This window comes from Staphylococcus sp. AntiMn-1, assembly GCF_001663395.1.
GTDB lineage: Bacteria > Bacillota > Bacilli > Staphylococcales > Staphylococcaceae > Staphylococcus > Staphylococcus equorum.
This window is the reverse complement of sequence record NZ_CP012968.1, coordinates 1045983-1070763: the sequence shown is the minus strand read 5'-3', so window position 1 is coordinate 1070763 and position 24781 is coordinate 1045983. Positions and strand designations below refer to the sequence as shown.

The window sequence follows — 24781 nt, the reverse complement described above, 5'->3', positions numbered from 1 at the left end:
AAACATGGCTAACCCATGAAGCACATGAATTTAATGTTTATTTAAATAAGAAGAAACGCAGTATTTTTATTCAAAATTTTGTTTATATTGAATTGCGTAATCTTTCTTAAGTTGCTGTAAATTCTCGAGTGATTTCTTTGCATGTAACGTATCCTGATCTTTTAATTTAAGTTCCAGTTTAGTGATTGCTTGTTGTAGTGATTGTTCATAAGGTAATTCGTCTTCTGTGAATGATTTAAGATGCGATTTAGTTGTATAGCGCTTTTCAAAATGACTTAACGCTTTACGCTCATGAAAAAATACATTTTCAGTTTCAGTTGGGCTATGTAAATCCCCTTGTTTTGGGTGTTTGATAACTTGTTCGACTTGTACTAAGACTTGATTTTCATCTTCTTCCTTTATTATGACACCGTAACTTCCAGTTTTATGTGCAAAACGATATAACATAATTCAATACATCCCTTCATTTGTGTTAGAATACATATATCATCTTAACATGAAATGGAGAATAAAAATGACGAACTATCCTCAGTTAAATTCAGAAATAAACGGTAACGAAATTAAAATGGTATTACACACAAATAAAGGAGATATGACATTTAAATTATTACCTGACGTGGCACCAAAAACAGTGGAAAACTTTGTAACACATGCTAAAAATGGTTATTACAATGGTGTGACTTTCCACCGTGTAATTAATGACTTTATGGTACAAGGCGGAGACCCAACAGCAAGTGGCATGGGTGGTGAAAGTATTTATGGTGGCGCATTCGAAGATGAGTTCTCACTTGAAGCATTTAATTTATATGGTGCTTTATCGATGGCAAACTCTGGTCCAAATACAAATGGATCTCAATTCTTCATTGTCCAAATGACAGAAGTACCTGAATCAATGCTAAGTCAATTAGCAGATGGTGGTTGGCCAGAACCGATTGTTAAAGCATACGGTGAAAATGGTGGTACACCTTGGTTAGATCAAAAACATACAGTTTTTGGTCAATTAATAGATGGGAAAGCAACATTAGAAGACATTGCAAATACAAAAGTAGGCCCTCAAGATAAACCAGTACATGATATTACAATTGATTCAATTGATATCGAAGAAAACCAAAAGTAAGCGAGTAAGAAATGATAGTTTTGCAATTATAAGCAGAATATAAAATATAATATATAAAACAGGTTCAATCGAACACCCAATTTAGTAATTTTATGTTGAGTGTGAAGTTGAGCCTGTTTTTTTATTGAAACTACTTTACAAGTTAACAATGTAATTAAACGTATTGAAAATAGGTAGACACATTTTTATGTATGCATTTTTTATAGTCTAGCAATTTTAAGTGTTAAATGAGAGTAGATACTTGCTATACATAGAAGGTTCAGGTTTTTATTTTGTTGAATTATTGTATGGAATATATAAAATGTGAAATTTTTCTATTAAATGTTAGTACCAAGTTATAATTTATGCTATTATAATAGTGTTAAGTAAAACGAAATAAGGGGTTATCACGTTGAATAATCACTATACAGTAGGTCAACATATCAAAGTTCGTGTGACTGGTATTCAACCGTATGGCGCTTTTGTAGAAACCCCGGACAATGCTGAAGGATTAATCCACATATCCGAAATTATGGATGATTACGTCCATAATTTGAAAAAGTTTTTATCAGAAGGACAAATTGTAAGAGCGAAAGTGATTTCAATTGATGATGAAGGTAAACTGAATCTTTCTTTAAAAGATAATGACTATTTTAAAAATTATGAACGTAAGAAGGAAAAGCAATCAGTATTAGATGAAATTAAAGAAACCGAAAAACATGGGTTTCAAACAATTAAAGAACGCTTGCCGGTTTGGATTAAACAGTCCAAAAACGCTATTAAAGATGAAAAAACATCTTTAATAAGATACTGACATTTCGATAAGAAATGTCAGTATTTTTTTATTGTGAAGAAGATATAATCAAAAATTACATGCGTGAGCATATTTATTTATCTTTATAGTTTTGGTAGTTAGAATTAACAAGCACTCAAATAGTGTGGAAAAAAGCGATATGGTATTTTACTTAGGAGGAATAATTGTAATGGATAAAAAATTTCAACCATTATTTGAAAAGCTCACATTACCTAATAAAGTTGTATTAGAAAATAGATTTGTCTTAGCTCCGCTAACACACGTATCTTCTAATGATGATGGGTCGATTTCAAATGAAGAAGTAGTATATATGGAACAACGTTCAAAAGATGTGGGATTAGCTATTTCTGCTGCTAGTAATGTAACAGATTTAGGTAAAGCATTTCCTGGACAACCTTCTGTAGCACATGATTCAAATTTAGAAGGGTTGAAACGATTAGCTGAAGCAATGAAGAAAAATGGATCTAAAGCTGTCGTTCAAATCCATCATGGTGGTGCCCAGGCATTACCTAATTTAACTCCTAATGGAGATGTAGCTGCACCGAGTCCAATTTCATTAAAAAGTTTTGGAGAACAAGAAGAACATCATGCACGTGAAATCACTGTTGAAGAAATAGAACAAACAATTAAAGCGTTTGGTGAAGCGACACGAAGAGTGATTGAAGCTGGTTTTGATGGCGTAGAAATTCATGGTGCTAACCACTACTTAATCCATCAATTTGTCTCACCTTATTACAACCGTCGTAATGATGAATGGGGCGAAGATCCTTATAAATTCGTAAATGCAGTTGTTGATGAAGTGACAGAAACAGTTAAACGTCACGGGAATAAAGATTTTATCGTTGGATATAGATTTTCACCTGAAGAAGCAGAAACACCGGGTATAAGCATGGAAATTACAGAAACGTTAGTAAAACATTTAATTGAAAAACCATTAGACTATTTACACGTTTCATTGATGGATATACATTCAAAAACGCGTGAAGGACAATATAAAGGTCAAGAACGTATTAAATTGTTATTACAATGGATTAATGGTCGTATGCCACTTGTTGGTATTGGTTCAATATTTACTGCGGAACAAGCAATTGAAGCGATTGAATCAACAAATGTAGAACTTGTAGCTTTAGGTAGAGAAATCTTATTAGATCACAATTTTGTTAGTAAAATTAAAAACGGTGAAGAAGATCAAATTATTTCTTATTTTGATCCAAATAGAAAAGACAAGCATCATTTACCACCAAAATTATGGGAACAGTTTAATAAAGGTTTCTACCCACTTCCAAGAACAGATAATAAATAGTATATAGAACATCAAGTAGTGTATTATCACAATTTTCCAAAGATATTGTGATTGATATGCTACTTTTTTAATTATAGATAAAAGTAAAATATTAGCAGCTTATAGATAAAATAAAACGAAAAATTCGGAAAAATAATTTAAAAATAACAATTATTATTATGGCTTCATCAAACTAATAGATATTGGGCAAGGTATTATTCATTAGTAATTATATATAATTACGAGTAAATAACAGTGTATATTTATTAATTTATCCACTGTTATAATGCATGAAGCTATGATTGAATATACAATTTTATGTAAAAATAATAAACGATATTTTATTTTTTAAATCAGACAAAATTATCTTGTGTAAACATAGGTAATTATGTCATTATATATGTAAGGGCTTACATATAAATCGAGTAGTTTAAAGATATGTTTAAAGCTTGATTTTTGTTGATGTATCAGCTTATAAGTCGCATGAAATGAGTAGTTTTAGAAAATGGTTTCAGTTGAACTCTAAATACGTTATGCTATGAACAAGTATCGTTTTAGAGTTTAAAAAGACTCTTAAATATTTTCAAAGGGGAGATATCATGTCAAGATCAAAAGAAATCATAGAAGTAACAAATCATTATGGAGCACAAAACTATGTGCCACTTCCAATCGTTATATCGGAAGCAGAAGGTGTTTGGGTTAAAGATCCCGAAGGTAACAAATATATGGATATGCTATCTGCGTATTCAGCTGTAAACCAAGGTCACAGACATCCAAAGATTATTCAAGCATTGAAAGACCAGGCAGATAAAGTTACTTTAGTGTCTCGTGCATTCCATAGTGATAATCTAGGCGAATGGTATGAAAAAATTTGTAAACTTTCAGGTAAAGAAAAAGCATTGCCAATGAACACAGGCGCTGAAGCGGTTGAAACTGCGTTGAAAGCTGCACGTCGTTGGGCTTACGATGTTAAAAATATAGAACCAGATAAAGCAGAAGTAATTGCATTCAATGGTAACTTCCATGGTCGTACTATGGCGCCAGTATCGTTATCATCAGAACCTGAATATCAACGTGGATATGGTCCATTATTAGAAGGATTTAATAAAGTTGATTTTGGAGATATTGAAGCTGTTAAAGGCGCAATCAACGAAAATACTGCTGCAATTTTAATTGAACCAATCCAAGGGGAAGCTGGAATCAATGTTCCACCAGAAGGTTACTTAAAAGCAATTAGAGAATTATGTGATGAACATAATGTCTTATTTATTGCCGATGAAATCCAAGCTGGTTTAGGTCGTTCAGGTAAATTGTTTGCTACAGACTGGGATGACGTTAAACCAGACGTATACATTTTAGGTAAAGCATTAGGCGGCGGCGTATTACCAATTTCAGTCGTATTAGCAGACGAAGAAGTATTAGGTGTGTTTTCACCTGGGTCTCACGGTTCTACATTTGGTGGTAATCCATTAGCTTGTGCAGTTTCAAATGCTGCATTAGATGTTATTATCGACGAAGATTTACCAGGACGTTCATTAGAATTAGGAAATTATTTCAAATCTGAACTAGAAAAAATAGATCACCCTGCAATTAAAGAAGTTCGTGGTCGCGGTTTATTTATCGGAATTGAATTAAATGAAGATGCGAGACCTTATTGTGAAGCATTAAAAGAAAAAGGGTTATTATGCAAAGAAACTCATGACACTGTGATCCGTTTTGCTCCACCACTTATTATTTCAAAAGAAGAATTAGACTTTGCATTAGACAAAGTAAGAAGCGTTTTCGAGTAAATTTATAGTTAAAAAATATAAGTTTTGAAAACTCTTTAAAAAGCGAAATGTTATGTTACAATTATCATGAAAGCGAAATCATTAGTTACGAAAAAGAGGCGAAATGAATCATGACTGAGAATAATAATTTAGTTACTTCTACGCAACAAATTATTAAAGAAGCATTGCATAAACTGGGATTTGACGATGGTATGTATGATTTAGTAAAGGAACCTTTAAGATTCCTTGAAGTTCGAATTCCTGTCCGTATGGATGATGGTACTGTTAAAACATTTACTGGTTATCGTGCACAGCATAATGATGCTGTTGGACCAACAAAAGGTGGAGTTCGTTTCCATCCAGATGTTGATGAAGAAGAAGTTAAGGCCCTATCAATGTGGATGACATTGAAATGTGGCATAGTGGATTTACCGTACGGCGGAGGTAAAGGTGGAATCATTTGTGATCCAAGACAAATGAGCATTCATGAAGTAGAACGTCTATCTCGTGGGTATGTGCGCTCAATTTCTCAATTCGTTGGACCAACTAAAGATATTCCAGCACCAGACGTATTTACAAACTCTCAAATTATGGCGTGGATGATGGATGAATATAGTTCATTAGACAAATTCAATTCACCAGGTTTCATTACTGGTAAACCAATTGTTTTAGGCGGTTCACAAGGCCGTGATCGTTCAACAGCTTTAGGTGTAGTAATTGCCATTGAGCAAGCTGCAAAAAGAAGAGGGCTAGACTTAAAAGGTGCAAGTATGGTAATTCAAGGTTTCGGTAACGCAGGTAGTTTCTTAGCGAAATTCTTGTACGACATGGGTGCAAAAATTGTTGGTATCTCAGACGCTTATGGTGCATTACATGACCCAGAAGGTTTAGATATTGACTATCTGTTAGACAGAAGAGATAGTTTCGGAACAGTAACAAATTTATTTGAAGAAACAATTTCAAATAAAGAATTGTTCGAACTTGATTGTGATGTGCTGATTCCGGCAGCAATTACAAATCAAATTACTGAAGATAATGCAGCAGATATTAAAGCTGATATCGTGGTTGAGGCTGCTAATGGCCCAACAACACCAGCAGCAACACGTATCTTAACTGAACGTGGCATTCTACTTGTTCCTGATGTATTAGCAAGTGCTGGTGGCGTAACTGTTTCATACTTCGAATGGGTACAAAATAATCAAGGTTATTATTGGACAGAAGAAGAAGTAAACACTAAATTACGTGAAAAACTTATAACTGCTTTTGATACAATTTATGAATTATCACAAAATAGAAAAATTGATATGCGCTTAGCTGCGTTTATCGTTGGTATTAAACGTACTGCAGAGGCAGCTCGTTATCGTGGTTGGGCATAAAACGTAAAATAGAGTATAAATGGTTTAAATAGTTATTGATTTAGAAAAATAGAAAGTACCCACTATTAATTTTTAATAGTGGGTACTTTCTATTTATTACGAGTTCATTTTTTAGGAGAAACTTCCTTTCAAAATGTCGATTGAGTCTTATAACTTTATCGATATTTTTTTGTTAGTATATTACATTTAATTATCCATTTTTCTAAGGCTATGAGTACTGGTAGAAACTTTAATCATATTTCAGTTAATGAATAAACATTTATTGTATTTTATATGCTCTCTTCAAAGTGGAAGTTTAAAAAGTGAAAAACTTTATTTTTTTTTATGCTACACAAAAATCTATACTAAACTTATAATTGTTATTAACATTGATTTAATTTAAAATGCTATGTTATTTATTTTCCGAATTATCAGACTTGTCGTACTTTTTTAGTTATGCTATTGTAAAAAAGAATATTAATAGCTAAATAATTTAACTCCACCTGATAAATTATATAAAGAAAAGGATGACGACCCGACGTAAGATCATATTTAATTTAAAATAAAAATTAAATAATAAATTAATTCAAGGAGTAATTTCTGATGAATAAATCATCGTTTCGTTTTTTATGGATTGGTCAATCTTTCGCAAATAGCGGAGATGTTTTTTATATGGTGGGTTTAATAGCGATAATATACGAATTAACAGGTTCTGTAACTTATATGGCTTTTGTACCTTTTTTTATAACAGCATCAAGGTTTGTAAGTGGCATCATCGCTCCTTTAATTATTGAACGAGTTAGCCTAAAGGCACTTTTAGCTTATTCCCAATTAGGTAAAACAATAGCTATAATTATACTTATAGGTTATATAGATGTTTTTTCTTCTATTAATACATCTGTTTTAATTTTTTCTTTGTAATTGCCATCTCCTTTTTAGACGGATGGGCAAATCCAGCGAGAAATGCATTTATTCCAATATTAGTCGAACAAAATGCTCTGGTGAAAGCTAATAGTTTACTTGCTATTCTTGATCAAACAATTCGTTTAGGCGGATGGGCAGTTGGAGGAATGCTTGTTGCTATTATAGGGGGAGTAAACGTTCTTTGGTTTACATTTTTCTTGTTTGTAACATCAACTTTTATGATGTTTTTAATTCCTAGTATTGATAGAAATATAGTGAGCGATGAACAGTCAATAAAACTATCAAATTGGGAAGTGTTAAAAAAAGGATGGGTAACTATTTGGCAAACACCCACCTTACGTACTATTAGTATCGTAGAATTTTTTGAATCGATTGCAAATGTGGTGTGGGTAGCTGCAATTATGTACGTGTATGTAGACCAAGTTTTGCAAACTGGAGAACAATGGTGGGGGTATATAAACGCGACTTTCTTCTCTGGATTAATGATAGGTGGGTTTTTAAGTTTAAAATGGTCACATTTAGTAGATAGACTTTCCAGTAAAGTTATTTTAGTTGGAGCTCTCTTAGCTAGTTTAACAACTCTAATGTTTGGTTTAACGTCGACTCCGTGGATGGCATTAGTATTATCCTTATTATTTGGTTTGGTAAATCAGATGAAGGATGTTGCTCAAGAGACATTAGTACAGAAGAGTGTGGTTCATAGACTTTTACCTAATATTTACTCAGCAAAAGACGCTTTAATAACGGCAATTTTCGGGGGTTCCTCGCTAATTTTAGGTAATTTGACCGACTTATTTGGTGTGAGATTCATATTTATGTTAGCTGCAACACTGCTTTTTATATCTTCGATTATTGTGATTATAAATAGAAAGGATATTTGAGTAATCTATATTAAATGAAAAGGAAAATACATTTATTATTCGTTTTACACCTAAATAAAATATCAAAATATAAACACACTTATAAGATTTTAAAAGGAGGAGTACTATGTTTAAAACAAAGATTAATGACAATTTAAGCCTTAAAATTTTAGAAGAAAGAGATACTCAAGCACTTTTTAATATAGTTGATAATTCAAGAGACTATCTAAATGAATGGCTTCCCTTTGTAAAATTCACGAAAACAAGTGAAGATACTAAGCAATTTATAAAATATGCGCTAAATCAATTTATAGAAAATGATGGGTTTCACTGTGGTATTTGGTACAACGAACAATTGATTGGTGTCATCGGATTACATTACATAAATTGGTTGAATGAAAAAACATCTATAGGCTATTATATTGATCAAAATTACGAAAATTTAGGAATAATGACAAAATGCACAAAATTTTTAATAGATTACTGTTTCAATGAAATAAATTTGAACAGAATTGAAATACAAACAGCGACTAAAAATATTAAAAGTCAAAAAATCCCCGCAAATTAGGATTTAAACAAGAAGGCATTTTAAGAGAAGATGAAAAATTGAATGGAAAATTCGTTGATAGTTACGTGTTTAGCTTGCTTAAATCTGAATATAATAATTAAAAACTAAATTTTTCAGAAGATTATAGTTACCGAAGTTTACAAATAAAAACTTACATTTCAAACTCACGTTTTAAAACAAAGACAAATCAATTGTGATGTGAACCCCAAAAGTTGGACTTAAAAATCTAATTTTTAGGGGTGTTTTTTATAGATATTATATCTTTGAAACACTCTATTTCCATGAAACTTATCATTTAATTCTTTTTGAAATTTAGGGTATCTCTATTTGTTGACACAGTAAATATATTAATTTCATTTTCTTTTGAAAAAGGGCGATTTATTGTGCGATTTCTTACTCGGTAAAAAAGCACTAGACAAAAAATACAGGAAGAGGCTGTGTCCGTGGAAAGTGTGCATAAAAAAATGTCAACAAAGTCACAGAATTTGTTGACACTCTTAAAAGTTAGTTTGAAAACTAACTTTTTAAGTAAATGCTTTTAATAAATTTAATAGTTAATCCATATATATCCAGTAATGGGATGATTATTAAAAAATAATACTTTCCTCAACACTATTATTTTTACCAGAAAACTATTTTTTATCATAAAAATTAGCTGGTAATGTTTTTACAAAAGTAAATAAAACTATCGTCTGCAACGTTACCATGATTAATAAACCCAATCTTATATAAGGATGATCTAACATGAAAATTGAAAAGCCGATAACTATATAAAGACTTAACAAAAGTTTGAACTTATCCTTCAATGTATAGCCTTTGTTTTCTTTAAAGCTCTCAACATAATTCACATAAACCTTTGTTTGTACTAACCATTTTTCAAATTTATCAGAGCTTTTAGAAAAACAAAGTACTGCAACTAATAAAAATGGCGTAGTTGGTAACAAAGGTAATAAAACACCAGCAAAACCAATGACTGTAAATAACACACCAATAATAATTAAAAAATATTTCAAAAAAACACTCCTATTGATAGCTATTATCAATAATAAACTAATTCATCACTATAGTAAATAACATAACATTTTACAGGATAGTTTTTATTTTGGTTGTTAATTTAGACATTTGTTGTAGGTAATGGAAATTCTTATTTTGCTTGTGTTTCATTTTCATTAATTACTTGTTTGTATAAATCTGGATAATTCGTAAAGACGCCATTTACGCCATATTCATTGAGTCGTTGCATGTCTGCTTTTTCATTAACAGTAAACGGATGAACTAAGAGACCTGCTTTTTTGAGATTATGCACATTTTGTTTTGTTAAATCTGTATATTCAGGTCCTACGCCGACTGCATATTGTTTGATCGCATTAAAGTCTTGTTGTGTCATACTAGGTAATTCACCCTTATCTAATAAGCGTACAAGCGGTATGTTAGGGTTAAGGTTTTGTAGCTTTAATAAACTTTCTTGTGAAAAGGATTGAAGCATAACATGTCCATTTTCAAGCGAATCACTATTTAATAAATTGTGTTTATTTAATGTATCTAGAAGTTTTTCTTCCATGCCAGGATAAACATCAGGCGATTTTGTTTCAATATAATAATTGGCACCTGAACCATAGCGTTGGAAAATTTCATCTAATGTCGGTACTTGGACACCTTCATAGTTTGAATTTGCATATTGAGGATTTTCCGCATTAAATTTACTTCCTGCATCTAATTGTTTCAGTTCTTTAAGTGTATATTGATCGACTCTACCTGTACCATTCGTTGTTCTATCAACAGTTTCATCATGCATTGCGACGAGGTGACCATCTTTAGTCATTTGTAAATCAATTTCTATATATGATGCACCTATGGCATTGTGACTCTTATCGTAAGCCGCTAGGGTATGCTCTGGTGCGTAGCCACTTGCGCCTCTGTGAGCGATTGTTGTGAATTTTTCACCTGTTAAATTATGTAATTCGTTCTGCTTATTATTTATACCGTTTGAATGAGCGCTTTGTTGTGAATGAGAAGCGCTCTGATTTTCCATCTGACTGCCTTTACCACTTGCGTGAATCTCTGGAGATGCACCGAGACTCAATAATGATGTTACTGCAATACTTGAAATGATAAATTTACTGACGTGTTTCATAATGTTGTCACTCCTTAATCTGAACTGTAATTTCATAGTACAAAATAAAATCAGAAATAAGAATAGGATTTACAACATATTTATTCAAACTAAATAATGTTAAACATATAATTACAATTTATATCAAAAAATTACAAATAAAAGAACGACACTATACCTTGAATGGCTAATACAAGCTGTTTTCTCAAGAGTTGTGGCTATTTGAAGATATATTAACTAGCAATACTGTCATTGCGTCACAGAGTGCTATATATGTCTTTATAATTTAAGATGATTTATTAAGGCGTTATGATTATATATGTAACAAAAAGAACTGGAAGACCGCTTTTTTAAGCACGTTTTCCAGTTCTTTTTGCTAAAGTTGTTGCTTTATTATATTGATTTGTTGTTTTACTGCTTCTTGTCCCGTTGAACCATAACTGATTCTACGACTTACACAGTTTTCAGGTTTTAAGTAATCATAAATGTCCGCTTCGATACTAGCATGCGCGTTTTGATATTCTTCTAACGGAACGTCTAGTAAATAAACGTTATGTTGTATAGACCAAAGCACAATTTTACCGACGATCTCATGTGCATTTCTAAATGGCACACCTTTGTTGACTAAGTAATCTGCAAGTTCTGTTGCATTTGAAAAATCATTGTAGACTGTTTCTTGTAAGTGATTCACATTCACAGTCATTGTATCGACCATGCCTTCGAAGATACGTAGAGAACCTTTAAGTGTATGCACAGCATCAAAGAGTCCTTCTTTATCTTCTTGCATATCTTTATTGTATGCTAAAGGCAAACCTTTAAGTGTCATAAGCATACTCATAAGATTACCTGTCGTACGTCCAACTTTACCTCTAATTAATTCTGCCATATCAGGATTTTTCTTCTGTGGCATGATAGAAGAACCAGTTGAAAATGCGTCGGATAAAGTTATGAAATTTGCTTCTGCTGATGACCAAAAAATAATTTCTTCAGCAAAACGAGAAAGGTGAACCATAGTTAATGAAATGTTGTGTAACGTTTCAACAATATAATCTCTATCACTTACAGCATCCATACTATTTTCATAAAGTGCGCTAAAGTTTAATAAAGATTGTGTTTCATGACGATCAATTGGATAAGTAGTACCACTTAATGCAGCTGCACCAAGAGGGGAGGTGTCAATACGCTTTAAGCTATCTTGGAAACGTGATTTATCTCTTTCTAACATCCAATAATACGTCAATATATGATGTGCAAACGATATTGGTTGTGCTCTTTGTAAATGCGTATAACCAGGCATAATTGTATCAACATGTACTTCAGCAACTTTTACAATAGTTTGTTGGAAAGCAGTGATAGATTCAATTAAGTAGTTAACTTCTTCTTTTGTATATAAATGCATATCAGTAGCGACTTGATCATTTCTACTACGGCCAGTGTGTAATCTGCCACCAGCATCACCGATACGTTTAATTAATTCATGTTCAATATTTAAGTGAATATCTTCTAAAGAAACGTCTAAGTTTAAATTACCTTGTTTATAATCAGCTAAAATAGCATTTAAGCCATCTATAATTTGTTCACAGTCTGAATCAGAAATAATACCTTGTTTGGCTAACATCGTTGCGTGAGCAATACTACCTTGGACATCGTATTCGATTAATGCTTTGTCAAAGTGGATAGAAGCATTGAATTCATCGACCCATGCTTCTGGTTGTTCACTAAATCTACCACCCCAAGCTTTACTGCTCATCGTTATATCCGCCATGTAACATAGAATTCACTTTAGTAGGTAGGCCAAAGATATCGATGAAACCAACTGCTGATTCTTGATTAAACGCGTCTTCTTTTGTATAAGTAGCTAATTTTTCATTATATAGTGTATGTGGCGATTTTCTGCCATTAACGATTGCATTACCTTTGTATAATTTAATACGTACATCACCTATAACATATTGTTGCGTACTATCGACGAATACTTTTAAGCTATCTGTTAATGGAGAGAACCATAAGCCATTATAAATTTGTTCTGAGAATTGTTTTTCGATTACTGGTTTGAAATGTGCTACATCTTTTGTAAGGGTAATTGTTTCAAGTGCTTTGTGCGCTTTTACAATTACTTCAGCTGCAGGTGTTTCATAGACCTCTCTTGATTTAATACCTACAAGTCTATTTTCTACATGGTCAATTCTACCAATACCATGTTTACCAGCTAATTTATTTAAATATAAAATGAGTTCACTTAATTTATATGATTGACCGTCTAAAGCAGTAGGGATACCTTGCTCAAATGAAAGTACAATTTCATCTGATTCGTCAGGTGTATTTTCTATTGGATTAGTTAAGTCATATGCATCTTCTGGTGGTGTAGCATATGGATCTTCGAGAATACCACATTCGTTACTTCTACCCCATAAGTTTTGGTCTATTGAATAAGGTGAATCGTGTTGAATCGGTACTGGGATATTATGTTTAATTGCATAATCTATTTCTTCTTCACGGCTCCAAGCCCATTCTCTAACTGGAGCAAATACTTTTAGTTCTGGATCCAAAGCTTTAATTGCTACTTCAAAACGAACTTGGTCATTACCTTTACCAGTACAACCGTGTGCAATACCAACTGAATTTGTTTTGCTAGCAATTTCAACTAATTTTTTTGAAATTAAAGGTCTTGATAATGCAGATACTAATGGATAAGTACCTTCATACATTAAATTACCTTTAATTGCATATGATACGAAATCTTGACTGAATTCTTCAGTAGCATCAATAATGTGACATTCACTTGCCCCATATCTAATGCTTTTTGATGAACGATGTCTAAATCCTTACCTTCACCTACGTCTAAACAACAAGCTACAACGTCGTAACCTTTATCTAATAACCATTTTACTGCAACACTTGTGTCTAAACCGCCTGAATATGCTAATACTATTTTCTCTTTCATAATTTCCACCTCTAATTGATATTTTTAAAATTTGTTTTTTATTTGATATTGAATAGTATAGCAGATGTTTATTGAAAATAAAACCACTTTTATACATAAATATGCAAAAATATTTGGATGGGCTTATTCATTAAAGGAAGTATTTATGTTACGAATATTGGAATAGTGTTGATTGAAGGATTATATCTATATGCATATAATAATGAATAAAAAAAGTGATACGCTAAAAATAATTAGCAAAATTGTCATAATTTATGACTGATTATAGGCTAGTTGTTTGAATAGTCAAAATAAACTTAGTAATATTATACTGAAACTAAAAACACTGGAGGCAATATCAAATGACTCATATTCAATTAGATTATGGTAAAACTTTAGAATTTTTTGGAGAACACGAACTACAACAACAAAAAGATATCGTTAAATCAATTCATAAAACAATTCATGAAGGAACAGGCGCTGGTAGTGATTTCTTAGGTTGGATAGACCTTCCTGTTGATTATGATAAAGAAGAGTTTTCACGTATTTTAGAAGCTTCTAAACGTGTTAAAGAAAATACAGATGTATTTGTAGTAATTGGTATCGGCGGTTCATATTTAGGTGCACGTGCAGCTATTGAAATGTTAACTTCTTCATTTAGAAATAGTGATGAATATCCAGAAATCGTATTTGTAGGTAATCATTTATCTTCAACATATACACAAGAGCTAATTGATTATTTAGATGGAAAAGATTTCTCAGTCAATGTAATTTCAAAATCTGGTACAACAACTGAACCAGCAGTCGCATTCAGATTGTTTAAACAATTACTTGAAAATAAATATGGCAAAGATGAAGCGAAAAAACGTATTTTTGCAACTACAGATAAAGAAAAAGGTGCATTAAAAGAATTAGCTACAAATGAAGGCTATGAAACATTTGTTGTACCTGACGATATTGGTGGTCGTTATTCAGTATTAACTGCAGTGGGCTTATTACCAATTGCAGTTGCTGGAATTGATATTAAAGCAATGATGGAAGGTGCAGTTAAAGCACGTGAAGAATTGTCATCAGAAAACCTAGAAGACAATATTGCTTATCAATATGCAACTATCCGTAACGTTTTATATGCAAAAGGTTATGACACTGAAATGTTAATCAACTACGATCCTTCAATGCAATATTTCAATGAATGGTGGAAACAATTATTTGGCGAATCTGAAGGTAAAGACTTCAAAGGTATTTATCCTTCAAGTGCAAACTATACAACAGATTTACATTCTCTTGGCCAATATGTTCAAGAAGGACGTCGTTTCTTATTTGAAACAGTAGTAAAAGTAAATAATCCAAAACATAACATTACTATAGAAGAAGATAATGATAATTTAGATGGATTAAATTACTTAGCAGGTAAAACAATAGACGAAGTTAATACAAAAGCTTTTGAAGGTACACTATTAGCGCATACAGATGGTGGCGTTCCAAACATTGTTGTTGATATTCCTCGTTTAGATGAAGAAACATTTGGTTATATCGTTTACTTCTTCGAATTGGCTTGTACAATGAGTGGTTACCAATTAGGTGTGAATCCATTCAACCAACCAGGCGTTGAAGCATACAAACAAAATATGTTTGCTTTATTAGGTAAACCTGGATTTGAAGATAAAAAAGCAGAATTAGAAAAACGTTTATAATATAGAAACACTTGTTTCATTAAAATAGTGATTTAAGAAAAGACTCATTCCAAAGATAAATTTGGAATGAGTCTTTTCTGTATTGATAACGCTAAAGTGAATAATAATTAGCTATATTTTTTCAAGCACATTACGATTACTAATACTATAAGTCTCTGACATGATGCTTTCTTCATTCTCGAGACTGATTTATATTAAATCTAGTACTTTATAGTTTTAAAAACATGATATTACACTTATAATTATAATCAATAGAAATGATGGAGATGGGTTAGATGACAGAAGAACAAGTACAATATTGGTTTGATTTATTCGGAAACCTAGGATATATTGTAGGTTTTTTATTGCCATTTATTGAAGCTTTTATTCCTATATTGCCAATCATTGTATTTGTCATTGTTAACGTTAATGCATATGGTTTTATAATCGGAACTTTATTGGCTTGGATGGGTACAGTGGCTGGTAGTTATATCGTGTTCCTATTTTTTAGAAGGCTTACGCATACACGTTATATGAAGAAAATACAACAACGTACCTCTGTTCAGAGATTGATACATTTCATTGATAGAAAAGGCGTTCTTCCAATTTTTATTTTAATGTGTTTTCCATTTACACCAAGTGCGCTAGTCAATATTGTCGCAAGTTTATCGCATATTAAAGCACATGTCTATTTGACCGTTCTTATAGCTTCAAAATTTGTAATGATTGGGCTTGTAGGTTGGTTGGGGAATGATATTACAACTTTATTCACAAGCCCTACAAGATTGATAACTATCATCATCGTCATTTTAATAGTATGGTTTGTAGGACGAAAAATCGAGAAACATTTTATGCATTCTTCAGAGGAGTGACAACGTGCGATTCATATTAAAACATTTGATTTCCATAATATTTGCGATTATTATTGTACTATTGATACAAGCGTTTGTAATTACAGGCGCCGTCATTAAAAATGATTGGATGGCTCCGAACCTTAAACAAGATGATCGAATTATTGTAAATAAGATTAAAACTACATTTAACATATTAGATAGTAATGATATTATAATGTATCGTAAAGGCGATGAAATTCAATTCAGTAGAATTATTGGTAAACCTGGTCAATCTATTGCATATAAGAACGGGACGTTATACAGAGATGACAGGGCAGTGGATGAGCCTTATGCGAGTAATAGTATAAATGATTTATCACTTAGAAATATTCAGCAATCTGAAGGAGATATCATTCCACCGAATGCTTATTTTGTACTCAATGATAATCGTGAAAATAAACAAGATTCTAGAACGACTGGATTTATACAAAAAGAAGACATTATTGGAAATGTAAGTTTGAGGTATTTCCCATTTGAAAAATTCACAGTGAACTTTAATTAAATAGACGAGGTGTAAAAATTGAAAAAAGAGATATTGGAATGGATTGTGTCGATTGTCGTTGCAGTGGCATTGGTATTACTAATTGTAAATTTTGTGGCAAAACCATATACAGTTAAAGGTGACTCCATGGATCCTACGCTAAAAGACGGCGAACGTGTCATGGTCAATTTATTTGGTTATAAATTTGGCGATATAAAAAACGGTAATGTCATTGTCTTTCATGCAAATAAAGAAAGCGACTATGTTAAACGTGTTATCGGAACTGCTGGCGATAATGTTGAATACAAAAAAGACAAATTGTTTGTTAATGGTAAAGAAGTAGAAGAACCATATTTAGATTCAAACAAAAAAAATAAACAATATGAATATATTACAGGCAGCTTTGAAACAAAAGATTTAAATCAAGTAGATGGGAAAAATAAAATCCCTGAAGACAAGCTACTTGTGCTCGGTGATAATCGTGAAGTAAGTAAAGATAGCCGCTCATTTGGTTTAATAGACGAAGATCAAGTGGTTGGTAAAGTAGCATTTAGTTTCTGGCCACTTAATGAAATGAAATTTGGATTTGATCCTGATACAAATCAAGATAAATAATAACTGAATTTAAGATATAGTTACCTAATATTATAAGAGAAGTGTTAATCTGTTAATTTAATGAATTAGCACTTTTTCTATACAAAAATCTATGAAATTAAATAATTTTCATTAATCAGCGTAGAGGTAATTTAAATCAGAGATCGTTACGGAATTTAAAAAAACATATGAAGGGGTATTTTTTATAAAGAACTGATTCAAATACTTAAAATAGTTGAATCAGTCAGATGAAAGATTCGTAAAGAAGAACCTTTTCTATGTTAAAATGTGAGTCAAAGGAGTGGAAGTTTGCCATGGAATTAAATGCTTATATTGGAAGAGCAGGAACAGGGAAGTCACATGAAATCATTGAAGAAATTAAAAGTAAAATGAAACAAGATCCACTAGGCGATCCCATTGTATTAATTGCTCCTACGCAAAATACTTTTCAACTCGAACAAGCATTTGTAAACGATCCTGAACTAAGTGGTAGTCTTAGAACAGAAGTGCTACACTTTGAACGTTTGAGTTACCGTGTGTTTCAAGAAGTCGGTGGCTTGATGGAACAACAGTTATCAAAAGCAGGTACAGAGATGATGATTTATGATATCATCCAACAACATCAAATAGAGTTGAAGCTCTATCGCTCTCAAGTTAAATACTATGGTTTTAGTGAAAAACTTTATGAACAAATACAAGATTTTAAAAAATATGCAGTTTCTCCAGAACAATTAGAGGAATATATAGCTGCAAATCACTTACAAACACGCACGAAACATAAATTGCAAGACATCGCGCTTATTTATAAGCATTTAGAAGATAGAATAAATGGTGAATATGTATCAACTGAGGATTCGCTTCAACGTTTTATAACGATGATGGATCAATCTGAGTGGTTGAAGCGAGCCGAAATATATATCGATGGTTTTCATAACTTTTCGACGTTAGAATATCAAATTATTCGTAGCTTAGTAAGTTATGCGAAAAAGGTTACCGTAGTATTAACTACAGACGGGGACAAAGATACGTTTAGTTTATTTAGAAAACCATCTGAATCTTTAACGCATATTGAAGGCATCGCGAATGATTTGAATATTAAGGTCAACACTAAACGTTTTAATGAAACAAATCGGTTTAATAATAGTGATTTAAAACATTTAGAGCATAACTTTAACGCATTACAATTTGAGCCAATCTCGGCACAAGGCAATATTGAAATTTTAGAGGCATCTGTAATGCGCGAAGAAATTAACGAAGTAGCTCGTCGTATTTTGAGAGAAAATCGCGAACAAGGAAGACGTTTTCAAGATATCGCAATTTTGTATAGAGATGAATCTTATGCATATTTGATGGAATCGATATTACCGCAATACGATATTCCATACAATATAGATATTAAAGAATCTATGACGCATCACCCAGTAATGGAAATGATGCGCTCACTTATTGAAGTCATACAAACAAATTGGAATTTTGATCCACTTATGCGTCTGTTTAAGACAAATATACTTTCTAAAAAGTTTAAAGATAGTCATTATCTTATTGATATTTTAGAAAACTTTGTACTGGAACGTGGAATTTATGGCAAACGCTGGATTGATGAAAAATATTTCCATGTTGAACAATTTAGAAAAATGGGATTAAAGCGCCAGCCATTAACTGATGAAGAACGTGAAACGTTTGAACGTGTAATTCAAATGAAAACAGATGTGATTGATAAAGTGATGATGTTTGAATCGAAAATGAATAATGCTACAACTGCAATTGAATTTGCGACAGCCTTTTATGAAGCTATAGAAACATTCGATTTACCTAGTCAATTGATGACAGACCGAGACACATTAGATGTTGAGGGCGAACATAAAAAAGCAGAAGAAATTGACCAGATATGGAATGGTTTTATTCAAACATTGGATGATTTAGTTACTGTTTTTGGCGAACAGACTATGACTCAAACACGTTTTTTAGAATTGTTTGATATTGGCTTAGAGCAATTAGAATTTGTGATGATACCGCAAACGATTGATCAAGTGAGTATAGGGACGATGGATTTAGCTAAAGTTGATAACAAAGCACATGTATACCTTGTCGGTGTAAATGATGGGGTCATGCCACAAACCGTTGCATCATCGAGTTTGATTACAGACGACGAAAAGAAATACTTCCAAGAACAGTCAACGATAGAATTGAGCCCTACAGCAGATATATTACAAATGGATGAAGCGTTTGTGTGCTACATTGCTATGACAAGAAGCCGTATAGCTGTTACATTTTCTTATTCTTTGATGGGAACAAGCGGAGATGAAAAAGAACCGAGCCCATTTTTAAATCAAATTCAACAGTTATATACAAATCTAGATATTCAAAATATTCATCATCAACATCAAGCTAATCCATTATCACTAATGGAACATCCACATCAAACTAAAATTGCATTATTTGAATCGTTAAAAGCATGGTTAGATGATGAGATTGTGGCTGATACATGGTTAGACACATATCAAGTGATGAGAGACGATGACAATTTAAATGATGGTTTGAGTTACTTATTATCGGCATTAACGTATGATAATGAAACGGTCCAATTAAGTGAATCATTATCTTCAGATTTATATGGAAAGACGATTAATGCAAGTGTATCCAGATTTGAAGGATATCAAGCTTGTCCATTTAAACATTTTGCCTCACATGGTTTACGACTTAACGAACGTACAAAATACAAACTTGAAAATTTTGATTTAGGTGATATTTTTCACCAAGTGTTGAAATTCATTTCAGAAAAAGTGAATGGTGACTTTAAAAACTTAAATACGAAACAAATTCATAAATTAACATTAGAAGCTTTATCTGAAATATTACCTGAAGTTCAATTTAACTTGTTGAATTCAACGGCTTACTATCGTTATTTATCACAACGAATCGGCGCTATTGTTGAGACCACTTTGACTGCGCTCAAATATCAAGGTAGTCACACAAAATTCACGCCACAACGTTTCGAAGCAGGATTTAGAAGAAAACCGCGTGATAATAGTGAATTGTTAGCTGAGCCATTGAAGACAACACAAGGCGTTCCAATCAATATTCGTGGACAAATTGATCGTATAGATACATATCAGCAAGGTGATCAAAGTTTTGTGAACATTATTGATTATAAGTCTTCAAAATATAGTGGGACACTAGATTTGACTAAAGTCTATTATGGTATGCAAATGCAAATGATGACGTATATGGATATTGTGTTACAAAATAAATCACGTCTTGGTTTAACAGAGATGACTAAACCAGGAGGACTTTTATATTTTCATGTTCATGAACCGCGTATTAAATTAGCGTGGAACCAATTAAATGAAGATAAAAGAGATACGGAGTTTATTAATTCGTTTAAATTAAGTGGGTTATTAAATAGTGATGAATCAGTATTAGATGCTTTTGATACAAGATTAGAGCCAAGTTATAATTCTGATATTGTACCACTTGGATTGAAAAAAGATGGCGGAATTAAAAGTAACAGTAAAGTTGCAGATGAAGAAACAATTTATAAATTAATAAAGCATAATAAAAAGAATTTTATTGAAACTGCCTCCAGTATTATGGATGGTCATACAGAAGTTGCACCAATGAAATATAATCAAACATTACCTTGTGAATTTTGTAATTATAAATCTGTATGTCATGTAGATGGTGCTATTGATAGCAAACGTTATCGTACTGTAGACGAGTCGATTAATCCGTTAGAAGCAGTGCAAAATGTGGAGTTAGATAGTGAGGAAGATGAATTATGAGTCAAATTCCAGCAAAGCCAGCTGATACAAGATGGACTGATAACCAATGGAAAAGTATTTATGCCAAAGGACAAGATGTACTTGTAGCTGCGGCTGCAGGATCAGGCAAAACAGCTGTTTTAGTTGAGCGCATTATTCAGCGGATTATCAAAGATGAAATAGATGTTGACCGCTTACTTGTAGTGACTTTTACAAACGCAAGTGCACGTGAAATGAAACATCGTGTAGATCAACGTATTCAAGAAGCATCTATGGCATCACCTGATAATGCACATTTGAAAAATCAGCGGATCAAAATTCACCAAGCACAAATTTCTACACTCCATAGTTTTTGTTTGAAATTAATACAACACCATTACGATGTTTTAGATATTGATCCAAACTTTAGAACAAGTAGTGAAGCGGAAAATATTTTATTGCTTGAACAAACGATTGATGAAGTATTGGAAAGTCATTATGATGTGTTAGACCCAAGTTTCGTAGATTTGACTGAACAATTATCGTCTGATCGAAATGATGATCAATTACGGAATACGATTAAACAAATGTTTTATTTTAGTGTGGCGAATCCCAATCCTTTAACTTGGCTGCAAAATTTAGCAGACCCTTATTACAATGCTGAGCAACAAGATGATTTACTACAATTATTGAATGAAGTAGCAATGATTTTTATGAATTCAGCATTAGAAGCGTTGAATAAAAGTTATGACTTATTCATGATGCTAGAAGAAGTAGATAAACAAGTAGCTGTATTAGATAAGGAACGACACTTTTTAAATCAAGCGATGGAAGGCGGTCAATTGAATACGCAAGTCATTGCTGAACACCAATTTGAAGCGCGTTTCCCAGCTAAAAATAAGAAGATTAAAGAAGCGAATGAGATGATGCTTGATGCGTATGATGATGGTAAAAAACACTATGATCAATATAAAGCATTGGTCTCAAAAGTTCAGGAAGATTATTTTTCACGTGAAGCAGAAGAATTGAAGCTTGATATGCAGCGCTTAGCACCGAGAGTATCATATCTAACGCAAGTGACAGCAGATGTAATAAAGCAATTTAATTCGAAAAAAAGAAGTAGAAATCTCTTGGATTTTTCTGATTATGAACATTTTGCGTTACGCGTATTAATGAATGATGACGGTACGCCTTCAGAAATTGCGGACATGTACCGTCAACAATTTGAAGAAATTCTTGTTGATGAATATCAAGATACGAATAGAGTTCAAGAGAAAATATTATCATGTATTAAACGAGGTAACGAGTCAGACGGCAACTTATTCATGGTAGGTGACGTGAAACAGTCTATCTATAAATTTAGACAGGCAGATCCAAGTTTATTTATAGGAAAATATAATCGTTTTTCATTAGATGGCTTAGAAAATGGTATGAGAATTGATTTGTCACAAAACTTTCGTTCAAGAGAAGAAGTACTAACAACAACGAATTATTTATTCAAACATATGATGGATGAAGCAGTAGGAGAAATTGTATATGACGATGCTGCACAATTGTATTATGGTGCTCCTTATGATGATAAGCCTCATGATGTTCAGATGAATATGTTGATAGAAGATGCTGAGTCAGATTTAAAAGGCGCAGAGCAAGAAGCTGAATATATCGTACAACAAGTTGAAGAAATAATGGATAAACATGAAATATATGATATGAAATTAGATGAATATCGTAAACCAAGCTATAAAGATATTGTCATACTTGAACGTTCATATGGTCAAGCACGTAAGATTCAACAGGCGTTTAAAGATCACAATATACCGTTCCATGTGAATAGTAAAGAAGGGTATTTTGAACAAGTAGAAATACGATTGATATTATCCTTTTTAAGAACAGTTGATAATCCGTTACAAGATATCTATTTAGTAGGGTTAATGCGTTCTGTGATTTATCAATTTACTGAAGATGAATTATCTAATATTCGCGTATTTAGTCCTAACGATGATTATTTTTATCAATCAATTAAAAATTATATGCTGAATGATGTTGCAAATAAAAAATTAGTGAAAAAATTAGATGCATTTCTAAAAGATATAGAGGTGTATCAACATTATAGCCAAAGCCATCCGGTTTATCAGCTAATAGATAAGTTTTATAATGAGCATTATGTGATTCAATATTTCAGTGGTATTGTTGGAGGCAAAGGGCGTCGCGCCAATTTATATGGATTATTTAATAAAGCAGTAGAATTTGAGAATTCTAGTTTCCGTGGTTTATATCAATTTATCCGCTTTATAGATGAATTAATAGAACGTGGCAAAGATTTTGGAGAAGAAAACGTTATCGGTCCAAATGATGATGTGGTTAGAATGATGACGATTCATAGTAGTAAAGGGTTAGAATTTCCTTTTGTAATATATTCGGGGTTATCTCGTAAATTCAGAAGAGATGATTTACATAAACCAGTGATCTTAAATCAAACTTATGGTTTAGGAATGACTTATTACGATGTGGAAAGTAACTTATCGTATCCTTCGCTATCTTCCGTTACGTATAAAGCCATTGCAGAAAAAGAAGTGGTCTCTGAAGAGATGAGACTCATATACGTTGCGCTCACACGTGCAAAAGAACAATTATTTTTAATAGGACGTGTTAAAGATGAGAAGGAATTAGCTCAGTTTGAACAAGTTTCTGTGTCGGATACTCATTTGCCTGTAAGTTATCGACTAACTGCGCAAAGACCGATTGATATGATTTATCCAATATTGTCTAAATATCAGTCATCTGCTTTACCGAATGAATTGCGTTTTGAACGCTCGATTGGTGACATCGATGCAACGATGAAACCCTATGTTCAATTAAATATAGATTTTTATCAAGATATTGCATCAGAAGCGGTAGTTGAAGAAAGTGAACGACGCACGATAGAAGATATTGAGACGCTGAATACGAATGATGAAGCAATTAAATCACAAATTCATCAACAGCTGAGCTATACGTATCCTTATCAAGACGTTGTCGATAAACCTTCAAAGCAGTCTGTATCTGAATTAAAACGTCAACTAGACACGGAACAAGCAGATACAAATTATGATAGAGTAAGACAATATCGTATAGGAACATCGTCTTATGAAAGACCTGGCTTTTTAAGTCATAGCTCTAAAAGGAAAGCAAATGAAGTTGGTACATTGATGCATACAGTGATGCAACACCTACCATTTAAACGCGATGGTCTATCACAACGTGAATTACATGCACATATTGATCAAATGATTGAAAAACACATCATACCGGAAGATGCGAAAGACGATATTCGCTATGAGGATATCTACACATTTATTAGTAGTGAACTATACACAACCATCGCCTCTAGTGATGCAATATATCGTGAATTACCATTCGTTGTGAATCAATCCAATGTGGATCATTTAAAAACCGATGACGAAGATGCTTCAATCATTCAAGGTATGATTGATCTTATATTTTTAAAAGATGACCAATATTATTTTGTAGATTATAAGACAGACGCATTTAATAGACGCCGGAACATGTCAGATGAAGAAATTGGTGCTCAATTGAGAGCGCGTTATAAGATACAGATGGAATATTACCGCACCACATTAGAAACAATATTAAAAACCGAAGTTAAAGGATATTTATATTTCTTTAAATTTGGACAACTTTCAATTGATACTTAAA

Annotated in this window: 17 protein-coding genes and 2 pseudogenes; 14 read left to right on the top strand and 5 right to left on the bottom strand. The window is 32.4% G+C overall.

Annotation, left to right across the window (positions count from 1 at the left end):
• Positions 1 to 66: 66 nt before the first annotated feature.
• Entirely contained in the window at positions 67 to 447 is a 381-nt protein-coding gene (gene kapB / locus AOB58_RS05215; protein WP_002508139.1) for a sporulation phosphorelay system protein KapB, read from the bottom strand.
• A 67-nt stretch (positions 448 to 514) separates the two neighbouring features.
• Here kapB and AOB58_RS05210 point away from each other — a divergent pair, with 67 nt between their 5' ends.
• The 8 genes and pseudogenes from AOB58_RS05210 (at position 515) to AOB58_RS05180 (ending at position 8769) form a co-directional block, all read left to right on the top strand.
• On the top strand, positions 515 to 1117 hold the full coding sequence (locus AOB58_RS05210; protein ID WP_021339466.1) for a peptidylprolyl isomerase: 603 nt from the start codon (positions 515 to 517) through the stop codon (positions 1115 to 1117).
• A 391-nt stretch (positions 1118 to 1508) separates the two neighbouring features.
• Positions 1509 to 1910, top strand: a complete 402-nt coding sequence (gene ygs, locus AOB58_RS05205; RefSeq protein WP_064783052.1) for a S1 domain-containing post-transcriptional regulator Ygs — start codon at positions 1509 to 1511, stop codon at positions 1908 to 1910.
• Between the two features lie 169 nt (positions 1911 to 2079).
• A complete protein-coding gene (locus tag AOB58_RS05200; RefSeq protein WP_064783051.1) occupies positions 2080 to 3213 on the top strand; it encodes an NADH-dependent flavin oxidoreductase in 1134 nt (377 codons plus the stop codon).
• A 578-nt stretch (positions 3214 to 3791) separates the two neighbouring features.
• Positions 3792 to 4982 carry an ornithine--oxo-acid transaminase gene (locus AOB58_RS05195; protein ID WP_002508135.1) on the top strand — a complete coding sequence of 397 codons (1191 nt, stop codon included), beginning with the start codon at positions 3792 to 3794 and terminating at the stop codon, positions 4980 to 4982.
• 110 nt (positions 4983 to 5092) lie between these two features.
• Entirely contained in the window at positions 5093 to 6337 is a 1245-nt protein-coding gene (locus tag AOB58_RS05190) for a Glu/Leu/Phe/Val family dehydrogenase (RefSeq protein ID WP_046465135.1), read from the top strand.
• A gap of 582 nt (positions 6338 to 6919) precedes the next feature.
• A complete protein-coding gene (locus AOB58_RS13760) occupies positions 6920 to 7237 on the top strand; it encodes a hypothetical protein (protein ID WP_237283173.1) in 318 nt (105 codons plus the stop codon).
• A gap of 80 nt (positions 7238 to 7317) precedes the next feature.
• Positions 7318 to 8121, top strand: coding sequence for an MFS transporter (locus AOB58_RS05185; RefSeq protein WP_237283172.1), 804 nt, complete (start codon positions 7318 to 7320; stop codon positions 8119 to 8121).
• 106 nt (positions 8122 to 8227) lie between these two features.
• A pseudogene (locus AOB58_RS05180) lies at positions 8228 to 8769 on the top strand (GNAT family N-acetyltransferase).
• A gap of 531 nt (positions 8770 to 9300) precedes the next feature.
• On the opposite strand, the gene AOB58_RS05175 reads toward AOB58_RS05180, so the two are convergent.
• The 4 genes and pseudogenes from AOB58_RS05175 to AOB58_RS05160 form a co-directional block, all read right to left on the bottom strand.
• Positions 9301 to 9681 (bottom strand): YbaN family protein, encoded by a 381-nt coding sequence (locus AOB58_RS05175; protein WP_046465136.1) that lies wholly within the window; start codon positions 9679 to 9681, stop codon positions 9301 to 9303.
• A gap of 131 nt (positions 9682 to 9812) precedes the next feature.
• Positions 9813 to 10802 carry a glycerophosphodiester phosphodiesterase gene (locus AOB58_RS05170; protein ID WP_064783050.1) on the bottom strand — a complete coding sequence of 330 codons (990 nt, stop codon included), beginning with the start codon at positions 10800 to 10802 and terminating at the stop codon, positions 9813 to 9815.
• A gap of 355 nt (positions 10803 to 11157) precedes the next feature.
• A complete protein-coding gene (gene argH, locus AOB58_RS05165) occupies positions 11158 to 12531 on the bottom strand; it encodes an argininosuccinate lyase (RefSeq protein ID WP_064783049.1) in 1374 nt (457 codons plus the stop codon).
• A pseudogene (locus tag AOB58_RS05160) lies at positions 12521 to 13725 on the bottom strand (argininosuccinate synthase). The gene argH and the pseudogene AOB58_RS05160 overlap by 11 nt, the downstream one beginning before the upstream one ends.
• Before the next feature lie 341 nt (positions 13726 to 14066).
• Between AOB58_RS05160 and AOB58_RS05155 the strand changes: the two are divergent.
• The 6 genes from AOB58_RS05155 to addA all read left to right on the top strand — a co-directional run bounded on the left by AOB58_RS05155 (position 14067) and on the right by addA (position 24780).
• On the top strand, positions 14067 to 15398 hold the full coding sequence (locus AOB58_RS05155; protein ID WP_046465138.1) for a glucose-6-phosphate isomerase: 1332 nt from the start codon (positions 14067 to 14069) through the stop codon (positions 15396 to 15398).
• A 275-nt stretch (positions 15399 to 15673) separates the two neighbouring features.
• On the top strand, positions 15674 to 16249 hold the full coding sequence (locus AOB58_RS05150; protein ID WP_021339474.1) for a TVP38/TMEM64 family protein: 576 nt from the start codon (positions 15674 to 15676) through the stop codon (positions 16247 to 16249).
• 4 nt (positions 16250 to 16253) lie between these two features.
• Complete coding sequence (lepB, locus tag AOB58_RS05145) at positions 16254 to 16772, top strand: signal peptidase I (protein ID WP_046465139.1); 519 nt, start codon at positions 16254 to 16256, stop codon at positions 16770 to 16772.
• 18 nt (positions 16773 to 16790) lie between these two features.
• Complete coding sequence (lepB, locus tag AOB58_RS05140) at positions 16791 to 17366, top strand: signal peptidase I (RefSeq protein WP_046465140.1); 576 nt, start codon at positions 16791 to 16793, stop codon at positions 17364 to 17366.
• A gap of 293 nt (positions 17367 to 17659) precedes the next feature.
• Positions 17660 to 21127, top strand: coding sequence for a helicase-exonuclease AddAB subunit AddB (addB, locus tag AOB58_RS05135; protein WP_046465141.1), 3468 nt, complete (start codon positions 17660 to 17662; stop codon positions 21125 to 21127).
• A complete protein-coding gene (gene addA / locus AOB58_RS05130) occupies positions 21121 to 24780 on the top strand; it encodes a helicase-exonuclease AddAB subunit AddA (protein ID WP_177221968.1) in 3660 nt (1219 codons plus the stop codon). The genes addB and addA overlap by 7 nt, the downstream gene beginning before the upstream one ends.
• The last annotated feature ends 1 nt before the right edge of the window (position 24781 follow it).

Excerpts from the sequence above, each read along its gene's own strand:
- kapB (WP_002508139.1), bottom strand. The coding sequence starts at position 447 with ATGTTATATCGTTTTGCACATAAAACTGGAAGTTACGGTGTCATAATA.
- AOB58_RS05210 (WP_021339466.1), top strand. The coding sequence starts at position 515 with ATGACGAACTATCCTCAGTTAAATTCAGAAATAAACGGTAACGAAATT.
- AOB58_RS05200 (WP_064783051.1), top strand. The coding sequence starts at position 2,080 with ATGGATAAAAAATTTCAACCATTATTTGAAAAGCTCACATTACCTAAT.
- AOB58_RS05195 (WP_002508135.1), top strand. The coding sequence starts at position 3,792 with ATGTCAAGATCAAAAGAAATCATAGAAGTAACAAATCATTATGGAGCA.
- AOB58_RS05190 (WP_046465135.1), top strand. The coding sequence starts at position 5,093 with ATGACTGAGAATAATAATTTAGTTACTTCTACGCAACAAATTATTAAA.
- AOB58_RS13760 (WP_237283173.1), top strand. The coding sequence starts at position 6,920 with ATGAATAAATCATCGTTTCGTTTTTTATGGATTGGTCAATCTTTCGCA.
- AOB58_RS05170 (WP_064783050.1), bottom strand. The coding sequence starts at position 10,802 with ATGAAACACGTCAGTAAATTTATCATTTCAAGTATTGCAGTAACATCA.
- argH (WP_064783049.1), bottom strand. The coding sequence starts at position 12,531 with ATGAGCAGTAAAGCTTGGGGTGGTAGATTTAGTGAACAACCAGAAGCA.
- AOB58_RS05155 (WP_046465138.1), top strand. The coding sequence starts at position 14,067 with ATGACTCATATTCAATTAGATTATGGTAAAACTTTAGAATTTTTTGGA.
- AOB58_RS05150 (WP_021339474.1), top strand. The coding sequence starts at position 15,674 with ATGACAGAAGAACAAGTACAATATTGGTTTGATTTATTCGGAAACCTA.
- addB (WP_046465141.1), top strand. The coding sequence starts at position 17,660 with ATGGAATTAAATGCTTATATTGGAAGAGCAGGAACAGGGAAGTCACAT.